This window comes from Streptomyces sp. NPDC001220, from assembly GCF_053597895.1.
This window is the reverse complement of record NZ_JBSFJE010000001.1, coordinates 240,259-252,598: the sequence shown is the minus strand read 5'-3', so window position 1 is coordinate 252,598 and position 12,340 is coordinate 240,259. Positions and strand designations below refer to the sequence as shown.

Below are 12,340 nucleotides of genomic sequence, written 5' to 3'. Positions count from 1 at the left end.
CCACGCCGTTCGTGGCGATCGCCGCCTGTACCTGCCATCCCGTGCTGCTGCGCCGCCTGTACCTGCCGCGCCGTGCTGCTGGGCCGCTGGGTGGCGGCAGGCCTGCTCGCCCTCCTGTCGGGCCTCAGCCGCCCGCCGGCGGCGGTGCTGAGCCGAGCGGTCGGCCCGGCGACAGTGCTAGCCGAGCGGTCGGCCCGGCGGCGCTGGTGACGCTGCTGCGCGGCGACGGCCGCCGCCGGCGCGGTGTCGCCACCCCGGCCGGCCGCGAGCAGGGCGTCGCCGCCCCGCTGTCCGACCGTTACCGTTTCGGCTTCGGCGCGTACACGCCGCCCGCCTTGCGAATCTTCCGGCGCTCCCCCAGAGCGCGTCGAATTCGCTGTCGCTTTCGTGGGCCACGGCCACACCGACCGAATCCGTTAGCACTTCGACAGCCACCCGGAACGGCCTTGTGGGCGAAATCCAGAAGACCACAACAGGTCCGCCTTTTCAGGCCCCGTACTTTTCGGCATTCAGCCCCAGCAGACGGAAGGAGACGGCGACGGCTTCCTCTAACCGTGTCGGGGATCGGTGCCGCCCGGAGAGTCAGCCGGCGCAAGACCCCGGATTCCGACTCTTCGCAGCGAACCGACAGAACCCGTCTGACGTGCATGAACTTACAGTTCTGGAGGCGCGCGAGGTCGAGCGGGCTCCCGGAATCGAGCCACTCGACGGCCACTGGCGTGGGGGCGGAGACGTGCATACCACCGTCGACGAAGTACCCCCCACTGCGGCTTGCGGTGGGGCGTGCGTTCTGGTCGAGTCCGCTGTTTCCGCGAGCGCAAATGGTTCCGCCGGTTTAGGATCGGGCTTTTTCTGAGGCCGTCGATGAATCCCGGAATTTCGTTCGCCTGCCCGCTGAAAAGCCCCCGCCCGCCTTTGGTCAGGCGAACAGTTTTTCCGCTTCTCCGCCGGACACGCCGAAGGGCGGCCACCCCGTGCCGGGGTGACCGCCCTTCGGAACCAACTACTACTGGTTGTACGGACCGTAGTCGTAGTCCTCCAGCGGAACGGCCTGGCCGGAGCCCGTGCCGAACGGCGAGTAGTCGATGTCGTCGTAGCCGACGGCCGAGTACATCGCGGCCTTCGCCTCCTCGGTCGGCTCGACCCGGATGTTGCGGTAGCGGGACAGACCCGTACCGGCCGGGATGAGCTTACCGATGATGACGTTCTCCTTGAGGCCGATGAGCGAGTCGGACTTGGCGTTGATCGCCGCGTCGGTGAGGACTCGCGTCGTCTCCTGGAAGGACGCCGCAGACAGCCAGGACTCCGTGGCCAGCGAGGCCTTGGTGATACCCATGAGCTGCGGACGACCGGAGGCCGGGTGACCGCCCTCCTGGACCACACGACGGTTCTCGTGCTCGAACTTCGAGCGCTCGACCAGCTCGCCGGGCAGCAGCTCGGCGTCGCCGGACTCGATGATCGTCACGCGGCGCAGCATCTGCCGGATGATGATCTCGATGTGCTTGTCGTGGATCGACACACCCTGCGAGTTGTAGACCTTCTGGACCTCGCCGACCAGGTGGACCTGGACGGCACGCTGGCCCAGGATGCGCAGCACGTCGTGCGGGTTGGTGGCACCCACGGTGAGCTTCTGGCCCACCTCGACGTGCTCGCCCTCGCTGACCAGGAGCCGGGCACGCTTCGAGATCGGGAACGCCGTCTCGTCGCTGCCGTCGTCCGGGGTGATGACGATCTTCTTGGTCTTCTCGGTCTCCTCGATCCGCACGCGGCCCTGGGCCTCGGAGATCGGGGCGACACCCTTCGGGGTACGGGCCTCGAAGAGCTCGACGACACGCGGCAGACCCTGGGTGATGTCGTCACCGGCCACACCACCGGTGTGGAAGGTACGCATCGTCAGCTGGGTACCGGGCTCACCGATGGACTGGGCGGCGATGATGCCGACCGCCTCACCGATGTCGACCAGCTTGCCGGTGGCCAGCGAACGGCCGTAGCACATGGCGCAGGTGCCGACGGCGGACTCGCAGGTCAGGACCGAGCGGGTCTTGACCTCGGAGACGCCACGCGCGACGAGTTCCTCGATGAGGACGTCACCGAGGTCGGTGTTGGCCGGGGCCAGCACCACACCGTCGACGACGATGTCCTCGGCCAGCGCACGTGCGTACACGCTGGTCTCGACGTTGTCCGCCTTGCGCAGCACACCGTCCGCGCCGACCTCCGCGATGTGCAGCTTGAGGCCACGCTCGGTGCCGCAGTCCTCCTCGCGGATGATGACGTCCTGGGAGACGTCGACCAGACGACGGGTGAGGTAACCCGAGTCGGCGGTACGCAGAGCGGTGTCCGCCAGACCCTTTCGAGCACCGTGGGTCGAGATGAAGTACTCCAGCACCGACAGGCCCTCACGGAAGGAGGCCTTGATCGGACGCGGGATCGTCTCGTTCTTGGCGTTCGACACCAGACCACGCATACCGGCGATCTGACGCATCTGCATCATGTTTCCTCGGGCACCCGAGTCAACCATCATGAAGATGGGGTTCGTCTTGGGGAAGTTCTCGTTCATCGCCTCGGCGACCTCGTTGGTCGCCTTGGTCCAGATCGCGATGAGCTCCTGAGTGCGCTCTTCCTTGGTGATCAGACCGCGCTCGTACTGCTTCTGGACCTTCTCGTCCTGGGCCTCGTAGCCCGCGACGATCGCCTTCTTCGCCTCGGGGACGACGACGTCGGAGATGGCCACGGTGACACCGGAACGGGTGCCCCAGTAGAAGCCGGCCGCCTTCAGGTTGTCGAGCGTCGCCGCCACGATGACCTTGGGGTAGCGCTCCGCCAGGTCGTTGACGATCTCGCCGAGCTGCTTCTTGCCCACCGAGTAGTCGACGAACGGGTAGTCCTCGGGCAGCAGCTCGTTGAAGAGCGCGCGGCCCAGGGTGGTGCGCAGCCGGAAGGTGTCACCGGTCTGGTACTCCGGCTCGCCCTCCTCCACGGCCGGCGGGGTCCAGCCGCGCGGCGGGATGGTGCCCACCGGGAAGCGGATGTCGATCGCCGACTGGAGCGCGAGCTCGCCGGCGTCGAACGCCATGATCGCCTCGGCGGTGGAGCCGAACGCGCGGCCCTCGCCCTTGACGTCACGCAGTTCGCCGTCGGTGGTGAGGAAGAACAGACCGAGGACCATGTCCTGGGTCGGCATCGTCACCGGACGGCCGTCGGCGGGCTTGAGGATGTTGTTCGAGGACAGCATCAGGATGCGGGCCTCGGCCTGCGCCTCCGCGGACAGCGGCAGGTGCACGGCCATCTGGTCACCGTCGAAGTCCGCGTTGAACGCGGTGCAGACGAGCGGGTGGATCTGGATGGCCTTGCCCTCGACCAGCTGCGGCTCGAAGGCCTGGATGCCGAGACGGTGCAGGGTGGGCGCACGGTTCAGCAGCACCGGGTGCTCGGCGATGACCTCTTCGAGGACGTCGTACACGACGGTGCGGCCGCGCTCGACCATGCGCTTGGCGGACTTGATGTTCTGCGCGTGGTTCAGGTCGACCAGGCGCTTCATCACGAACGGCTTGAAGAGCTCCAGCGCCATCGCCTTCGGCAGACCGCACTGGTGCAGCTTCAGCTGCGGACCGACGACGATCACGGAACGCGCGGAGTAGTCCACACGCTTGCCGAGCAGGTTCTGACGGAATCGACCCTGCTTGCCCTTCAGCATGTCGCTGAGGGACTTCAGCGGGCGATTACCGGGGCCGGTGACCGGGCGACCACGACGACCGTTGTCGAAGAGGGCGTCCACGGCCTCCTGGAGCATGCGCTTCTCGTTGTTCACGATGATCTCGGGCGCACCGAGGTCGAGAAGGCGCTTCAGACGGTTGTTGCGGTTGATCACACGGCGGTACAGGTCGTTCAGGTCGGAGGTCGCGAAGCGGCCACCGTCCAGCTGCACCATCGGGCGAAGGTCCGGCGGGATGACCGGCACGCAGTCGAGCACCATGCCCTTGGGGCTGTTGCTGGTCTGCAGGAACGCGGAGACGACCTTCAGGCGCTTGAGCGCACGGGTCTTCTTCTGGCCCTTGCCGGTGCGGATGATCTCGCGGAGCTTCTCGGCCTCCTCGTCGAGGTCGAAGGACTCCAGGCGCTTCTGCAGCGCCGCGGCACCCATCGAGCCGTCGAAGTAGGTACCGAAGCGGTCCCGCAGCTCGCGGTAGAGCAGCTCGTCGCCCTCCAGGTCCTGGACCTTGAGGTTCTTGAAGCGGGTCCAGACCTCGTCGAGGCGGTCGATCTCGCGCTGCGAACGGTCGCGCAGCTGCTTCATCTCACGCTCGGCGCCCTCGCGCACCTTGCGGCGCACGTCGGCCTTGGCACCCTCGGCCTCCAGCTCGGCCAGGTCGCTTTCCAGCTTCTTGGCGCGGGCCTCCAGGTCGGCGTCCCGGCGGTTCTCGACCTGCTGGCGCTCCACCGAGACGTGCGCCTCCAGGGAGGGCAGGTCGCGGGTACGGCGCTCCTCGTCGACGAACGTGATCATGTACGCCGCGAAGTAGATGACCTTCTCCAGGTCCTTCGGGGCGAGGTCGAGCAGGTAGCCCAGGCGCGACGGGACACCCTTGAAGTACCAGATGTGGGTGACGGGCGCGGCCAGTTCGATGTGGCCCATCCGCTCACGGCGCACCTTGGCGCGGGTCACCTCGACGCCGCAGCGCTCACAGATGATGCCCTTGAAGCGGACGCGCTTGTACTTGCCGCAGTAGCACTCCCAGTCCCGGGTGGGGCCGAAGATCTTCTCGCAGAAGAGCCCGTCCTTTTCCGGCTTGAGGGTGCGGTAGTTGATCGTCTCGGGCTTCTTGACCTCGCCGTGGCTCCACTGACGGATGTCGTCAGCGGTGGCCAGGCCGATCCGGAGCTCGTCGAAGAAGTTGACGTCGAGCACTATGCGTCAATCCCTCTCAGGGTTGTGAGTCTTTGGTCTGATACGGGGGCCTGGGGGTCGGCGGGGGCCTCACACGGTGGCGAGGCCCCTACCGGACTCCCGTCAGACCTCTTCGACGCTGCTCGGCTCGCGCCGGGACAGGTCGATGCCGAGCTCCTCCGCAGCGCGGAAGACGTCCTCGTCGGTGTCACGCATCTCGATGGACATACCGTCGCTGGACAGCACCTCCACGTTCAGGCAGAGCGACTGCATCTCCTTGATGAGGACCTTGAAGGACTCGGGGATGCCGGGCTCGGGGATGTTCTCGCCCTTGACGATGGCCTCGTAGACCTTCACGCGGCCGGTGACGTCGTCGGACTTGATGGTCAGCAGCTCCTGGAGGGCGTAGGCGGCGCCGTAAGCCTCCAGCGCCCACACCTCCATCTCGCCGAACCGCTGGCCACCGAACTGGGCCTTACCACCCAGCGGCTGCTGGGTGATCATCGAGTAGGGGCCGGTCGACCGGGCGTGCAGCTTGTCGTCGACCAGGTGGTGCAGCTTGAGGATGTACATGTAGCCGACCGAGATCGGGTCCGGGAACGGCTCACCGCTACGGCCGTCGAACAGCCGCGCCTTGCCGGACGGGAGGACCAGGCGGTCGCCGTCGCGGTTCGGGATGGTGTGCTGCAGCAGACCCGCCAGCTCGTCCTCGCGGGCACCGTCGAACACCGGGGTGGCGACGTTGGTGCGCGGGGCGACCTGGTCGGCGCCGATGACCTGGAGACGCTGGGCCCACTCGTCGGCGAGGCCGGAGACGTCCCAGCCGCGGCTGGCGAGCCAGCCGAGGTGGATCTCCAGGACCTGTCCCGGGTTCATTCGGGACGGGACACCCAGCGGGTTGAGGATGATGTCGACCGGGGTGCCGTCCTCCAGGAACGGCATGTCCTCGATCGGCAGAATCTTGGAGATGACACCCTTGTTGCCGTGCCGGCCGGCCAGCTTGTCACCGTCGGTGATCTTGCGCTTCTGCGCCACGTACACGCGCACCAGCTGGTTGACGCCGGGCGGCAGCTCGTCGCCCTCCTCGCGGTCGAAGACGCGGACGCCGATGACCTTGCCGATCTCGCCGTGCGGGACCTTCAGCGAGGTGTCACGGACCTCACGGGCCTTCTCACCGAAGATCGCGCGCAGCAGGCGCTCCTCCGGGGTCAGCTCGGTCTCACCCTTGGGCGTGACCTTGCCGACGAGGATGTCACCGGCGACGACCTCGGCACCGATCCGGATGATGCCGCGCTCGTCGAGGTCGGCGAGGACCTCCTCGGAGACGTTCGGGATGTCCCGGGTGATCTCCTCGGGGCCGAGCTTGGTGTCACGGGCGTCGACCTCGTGCTCCTCGATGTGGATCGAGGAGAGGACGTCGTCCTGTACGAGGCGCTGCGACAGGATGATCGCGTCCTCGTAGTTGTGACCCTCCCACGGCATGAACGCCACGAGCAGGTTCTTGCCGAGCGCCATCTCGCCGTTCTGGGTGGCGGGACCGTCGGCGAGCACCTGGCCCGTGATGATCCGGTCGCCCTCGTTGACGATGACCTTCTGGTTGACCGAGGTGCCCTGGTTGGAGCGGGAGAACTTGGCCAGCCGGTAGGTGATGTAGGTGCCGTCGTCGTTGGCGGTGGTGACGTAGTCCGCGGAGACCTCCTGGACCACACCGTCCTTCTCGGCCTTGACCACGTCGCCGGCGTCGACGGCGGAGCGGTACTCCATGCCGGTGCCGACGAGCGGGGACTCGCTCTTGATGAGAGGCACGGCCTGACGCATCATGTTCGCGCCCATGAGGGCACGGTTGGCGTCGTCGTGCTCGAGGAACGGGATCATGGCGGTCGCGACCGACACCATCTGGCGCGGCGAGACGTCCATGTAGTCCACGTCTTCACCGGCGACGTAGTCGACCTCGCCGCCACGGCGGCGGACCAGGACGCGGTTCTCGGAGAAGCGCATGTCGTCGTTGAGGCCGGCGTTGGCCTGCGCGATGACGAATCGGTCCTCTTCGTCGGCGGTCAGGTAGTCCACCTCGTCGGTGACCTGGCCGTCGACGACCTTGCGGTACGGGGTCTCGACGAAACCGAACGCGTTGACCCGACCGTAGGAGGCGAGCGAGCCGATCAGACCGATGTTCGGGCCTTCGGGGGTCTCGATCGGGCACATACGGCCGTAGTGCGACGGGTGCACGTCACGGACCTCGAAGCCGGCCCGCTCACGGGAGAGACCACCCGGGCCAAGAGCCGACAGACGGCGCTTGTGGGTGAGACCCGACAGCGGGTTGTTCTGGTCCATGAACTGGGACAGCTGGCTGGTGCCGAAGAACTCCTTGATGGAGGCGACGACCGGCCGGATGTTGATCAGGGTCTGCGGCGTGATCGCCTCGACGTCCTGGGTGGTCATGCGCTCGCGCACGACGCGCTCCATACGGGCCAGACCCGTACGGACCTGGTTCTGGATGAGCTCGCCGACGCTGCGCAGACGACGGTTGCCGAAGTGGTCGATGTCGTCGGTCTCGACGACGATCGAGCCACCGCTGTCGCCGACCGTCTCGGTCTCGCCCGCGTGCAGCTTCACCAGGTACTTGATCGTCGAGATGATGTCCTCGACGGTCAGGATGCCGGCGTCCAGCGGGGCGTCCGCGCCCAGCTTCTTGTTGACCTTGTAGCGGCCGACCTTGGCGAGGTCGTAACGCTTCGGGTTGAAGTACAGGTTCTCCAGGAGCGTCTGCGCGGCCTCGCGCGTGGGGGGCTCGCCCGGACGCAGCTTGCGGTAGATGTCGAGCAGCGCGTCGTCCTGGCCCTGGGTGTGGTCCTTCTCCAGGGTGGCGCGCATGGACTCGTACTCGCCGAACTCCTCGAGGATCTGCTCGGTGGTCCAGCCGAGCGCCTTGAGCAGCACGGTGACCGACTGCTTGCGCTTGCGGTCGATACGGACACCGACCATGTCGCGCTTGTCGATCTCCATCTCCAGCCAGGCACCCCGGGACGGGATGATCTTGGCCGAGAAGATGTCCTTGTCGGACGTCTTGTCGATCGAGGAGTCGAAGTAGACACCGGGCGAACGGACCAGCTGCGACACCACGACACGCTCGGTGCCGTTGATGACGAAGGTGCCCTTGTTCGTCATGAGCGGGAAGTCGCCCATGAAGACCGTCTGGGACTTGATCTCACCGGTCTCGTTGTTGGTGAACTCCGCCGTGACGAAGAGCGGGGCGGCGTACGTGAAGTCGCGCTCCTTGCACTCGTCGATGCTGTTCTTCGGCGGCTCGAAACGGTGGTCGCGGAACGTCAGCGACATCGACCCGGAGAAGTCCTCGATCGGGGAGATCTCCTCGAAGATCTCCTCCAGACCGGACTTGGTGGGGACGTCCTGACCGGACTCCAGAGCCTCCTCGACCCGACTCTGCCAGGCGGTGTTGCCGAGCAGCCAGTCGAAGCTCTCGGTCTGCAGCGCGAGCAGGTTGGGAACCTCGAGAGGCTCCTTGATCTTTGCAAAAGAGATGCGCAGCGGGGCGGTGCTGGCGCCGTTGTTCGTATTCGCGTTCGAGGCAGTGCGCGAGGCGGCCAAGAGGGGGTCCTTCCGAGGGCTCGGACTCACTACGCGCTCCCCGGTCCCTTCCCGGACACAGAGACAGAAACCCCAAGTCAGAGGAGGTTCGGTCGTCGGCATTCGGGTGAGGGCAGACCCCTGGTGACGGGCAGGGGACAGCTAACAGGCAGCGCAAAGGGTCAGTGTAGCCACTTGGCACACTGATGTCCAGTCTCCATTTTCTGAGACCCTCGCCATCGTCAACGCCTGCGTCATGCCTGCCCTCAACGCACGTTGATACTGCCCTCTTCGTCGCCGATCCATGCCTCGGATTCGGACCGTTCTGGCGACGCGTCCTGAGAATTGCGCGCTGCGTGCGGTTCGTCAAGGCCCCCCTGCGCAAACCCGGTGCGCCAGGGACACGACGAAGATCACCATACCCCCCGCCGGAGCGGGTGCAAGGCAACCGTGGTCGGCCTCCCAGGAACGCCGAAGAGCGACCACCCGGATGGATGATCGCTCTTCGCGGTCCGCGCGTTACAGCCCCGGAGGACGTGTTTCAGCGCACAGAGGTCTGGTCGACCTCAGAGGCCTTACTTGACCTCGACGGAGGCGCCGGCGCCCTTGAGGGACTCGGCGGCCTTCTCGGCGGCGTCCTTGGCGACCTTCTCGAGGACGGGCTTCGGGGCGCCGTCCACGAGGTCCTTGGCCTCCTTCAGGCCGAGCGAGGTCAGCTCACGCACGACCTTGATGACCTGGATCTTCTTGTCGCCGGCGCCGGTGAGGATGACGTCGAACTCGTCCTTCTCCTCCTCGACCGGGGCGGCGGCGGCCGGACCGGCCGGGCCCGCGACGGCAACCGCGGCGGCGGCGGTGACGTCGAACTTCTCCTCGAACGCCTTCACGAACTCGGAGAGCTGGATGAGGGTCATGCCCTCGAACTCGGCGAGCAGTTCGTCCTGGGTGAGAGCCACGATGGCTTTCCTTCCACTAATTCGGCTGGTGCCGGATGTACATGTCTGGCGGGCGTACGTTCGGCCCGCTAACGACCTCTGCCTCGGGCGGGGAGCCTCAGGCGGCGGTCATTTCGGGAGCCGAATTACTCGGCACCGCCCTGCTCGTCCTGCTTGGCACGGAGCGCGTCCACGGTGCGGACGAGCTTCGAGGGAAGCGCCTGGAAGAGCTGCGCAGTCTGCGTCTGCTTGCCCTTCATGGCGCCCGCCAGCTTGGCGAGCAGAACCTCGCGGGACTCGAGGTCCGCAAGCTTCTTGATCTCGTCGGCGGACAGCGCCTTGCCGTCAAGGACACCGCCCTTGATGACGAGGTTCGGGTTGTCCTTGGCGAAGTCACGAAGACCCTTCGCCGACTCCACCGGGTCACCGGTGACGAAGGCGACCGCCGTCGGACCGTTGAACAGGTCGTCGAGCGTCGAGATCCCGGCCTCGTTGGCCGCAATCTTGGTCAGCGTGTTCTTCACCACGGCGTACTGGGCGTTCTCACCGAGCGAACGACGCAGCGTCTTGAGCTGCGCCACGGTGAGACCCCGGTACTCGGTCAGCACGGCGGCGTTCGAGCTGCGGAACTGCTCCGTCAGCTCGGCTACCGCGGCAGCCTTGTCGGGCCTTGCCATAGAGCGTCGGCCTCCTTCCGGGTGATGAGGACCGCTCAGAAGGGGCTGGGGAAAACGAAACGCCCCGGCGCAGGCGCACGGGGCGTGGCTCGACCGATCACACACGCCTGAGCGTGTCTCCCGGGAGCACTTCCACAGTCACCTGCGCGGGTCGTCCGCGGTTCAGCGGATCCTTCGGCCACCGCGCCCTCTCACGAGCACACGGCAACGACCAGCGGTCTTTGGCTTCGTTAGGAGAGTACGGGACCGGTGCACTGTCGAGCAAATCCGGCCCTACGACGCTGCTGTGCGGGGCTCAGGAGGCGGTACCGCCCGGCTTCTTCAGCAGCGTCCTGAGGTCCTCGGTGTCGCCGGCCGGGGGCCGCTCGGCGGTGACCCGCACGCCGTAGTCGCTGTAGTAGGCGGTCTGGGTCGTCGCGCCGTTCGCCGTGGCGGCCTTCTCGACCTTCTTGACGAGCAGGTCCTTGTCGTCGACCCAGATGTCGACGGTCTCGGCGCCGACGCCGGCCTGGGCGAGCTGGTCGCGCAGCTCGCTCTGGCCGCTCAGGTCGGAGACGCTCACCGTGCCCGAGTAGTGGGTGGTGTGCACGCCGGAGACCTGTTCCTCGCCCGTCCTGCGTACGTCCCCGGAGGCGAGCAGCAGTCGTACCGGACGGTTGGGCGTGGTGTTGCGCATCAGGTCGGTCATCACCGCGCCCGAGCCGCCGCCCAGGGTGGCGAGGTAGTCGTAGGGGTACTTGATCCAGTGCTTGCCGCCCAGCCGGCGGGCGAAGGCGGGGCCGACCTTGGCGTAGTAGGCGTCCTGGAGGTAGCGGGTCTCCAGGGACGTGGAGTCGAGGCTGCGCATCAGGTCGGCGGTGCTGCCGCCGGTGTAGGTGATGGTGAGCGTGCCGGTGAGGCCGTCCGTCCAGCCGAGTGCGCCCTCGGCCTTCGTGGACATCAGGGAGCCCAGGGCCGTGGTGGAGCGGACCCGGACCGACCGGGCCCGGTGCGTGGACCGCTCGGCGGAGCGCAGGGCGGTGAGGGTGCGGGCCTGAGGGGCGGTGCCGCTGCTCCGGGGGTCCGGGCCGGACGCGGAGGTGCAGGCGGCCGCCCCGGTCAGCGTGGTCGCCACCGCGATCGCCACAGCCGCCCGGCGCACCCTCGACCTCGTCATCTCGGCCCACCCCCCTGCGAGTCCCGCACCCCTGACGCTAACCCAGGCCACCGACAGCCGTGGCGGAAGCCCACCGAAGGCCGGAGCGGCGCGCCCGGGAGAACGGGCCGGCCCCCGCGCCGGCGGACGGACCGGGCCGGTGCCGAAAAACGAGAGGGGCCCGTACCGGAAGGCGAACCGGACCCGCACCGGAAAACGGGACGGGCCGGTGCCGAAAAACGAGAGGGGCCCGTACCGGAAGGCGAACCGGACCCGCGGAAAACGGGACGGGCCCCGCAACCCGAGAGGGTTGCGGGGCCCGTCCTGGTGCTGACGCGTCCCTGACGCGGCTACCGGACCGAGCGCGTGGCTCAGACGGCGGCCGGGTCCTCCTCGGTGAGGAGGTTGCGGGTGCGGTTCGAGTCGACCGGGATGCCGGGGCCCATCGTGGTGCTGATGGCGGCCTTCTTGATGTAGCGGCCCTTGGCGGCGGACGGCTTGAGACGGAGGATCTCCTCCAGCGCGGCGCCGTAGTTCTCCACCAGCTTGTCGTCGTCGAAGGACGTCTTGCCGATGATGAAGTGCAGGTTCGAGTGCTTGTCGACGCGGAACTCGATCTTGCCGCCCTTGATCTCGGTCACGGCCTTGGCGGTGTCCGGGGTCACGGTGCCGGTCTTCGGGTTCGGCATCAGACCACGCGGGCCGAGGACGCGGCCGAGGCGGCCGACCTTGCCCATGAGGTCCGGGGTGGCGACGACGGCGTCGAAGTCCAGACGGCCCTTCGCCACCTCGTCGATCAGTTCGTCGGAGCCGACGATGTCGGCGCCCGCGGCACGCGCGGCCTCGGCACGGTCACCGGTCGCGAAGACCAGGACCCGGGCGGTCTTACCGGTGCCGTGCGGGAGGTTCACGGTGCCACGGACCATCTGGTCGGCCTTGCGCGGGTCGACACCCAGGCGGAAGGCGACCTCGACGGTGCCGTCGAACTTGGTCGTGGAGGTCTCCTTGGCGAGACGGACGGCCTCGAGCGGGGCGTACAGCTTGTCCCGGTCGATCTTCTCGTCCGCAGCGCGAAGGGCCTTGCTGCGCTTGCTCACAACTTGCTCCTGTGGGTTCTGAA

General features: G+C 67.3%; 6 protein-coding genes. All 6 read right to left on the bottom strand.

The window, feature by feature from the left end; all coding sequences use genetic code 11:
* Positions 1-1,006: 1,006 nt before the first annotated feature.
* Positions 1,007-4,906, bottom strand: coding sequence for a DNA-directed RNA polymerase subunit beta' (locus ACWDGI_RS01230; protein WP_450754157.1), 3,900 nt, complete (start codon positions 4,904-4,906; stop codon positions 1,007-1,009).
* 102 nt (positions 4,907-5,008) lie between these two features.
* A complete protein-coding gene (rpoB, locus tag ACWDGI_RS01225) occupies positions 5,009-8,494 on the bottom strand; it encodes a DNA-directed RNA polymerase subunit beta (protein WP_450754155.1) in 3,486 nt (1,161 codons plus the stop codon).
* Positions 8,495-9,048: 554 nt separating this feature from the next.
* Complete coding sequence (gene rplL, locus ACWDGI_RS01220) at positions 9,049-9,432, bottom strand: 50S ribosomal protein L7/L12 (RefSeq protein ID WP_093499670.1); 384 nt, start codon at positions 9,430-9,432, stop codon at positions 9,049-9,051.
* Between the two features lie 122 nt (positions 9,433-9,554).
* Positions 9,555-10,085 carry a 50S ribosomal protein L10 gene (gene rplJ / locus ACWDGI_RS01215; protein WP_351748947.1) on the bottom strand — a complete coding sequence of 177 codons (531 nt, stop codon included), beginning with the start codon at positions 10,083-10,085 and terminating at the stop codon, positions 9,555-9,557.
* 295 nt (positions 10,086-10,380) lie between these two features.
* Entirely contained in the window at positions 10,381-11,241 is an 861-nt protein-coding gene (locus tag ACWDGI_RS01210; RefSeq protein ID WP_450754153.1) for a hypothetical protein, read from the bottom strand.
* Positions 11,242-11,591: 350 nt separating this feature from the next.
* Positions 11,592-12,317: a 50S ribosomal protein L1 gene (gene rplA / locus ACWDGI_RS01205; protein ID WP_450754151.1), complete on the bottom strand. Its 726-nt coding sequence runs from the start codon at positions 12,315-12,317 to the stop codon at positions 11,592-11,594.
* Positions 12,318-12,340: the final 23 nt, after the last annotated feature.

Excerpts from the sequence above, each read along its gene's own strand:
- rplJ (WP_351748947.1), bottom strand. The coding sequence starts at position 10,085 with ATGGCAAGGCCCGACAAGGCTGCCGCGGTAGCCGAGCTGACGGAGCAG.
- ACWDGI_RS01210 (WP_450754153.1), bottom strand. The coding sequence starts at position 11,241 with ATGACGAGGTCGAGGGTGCGCCGGGCGGCTGTGGCGATCGCGGTGGCG.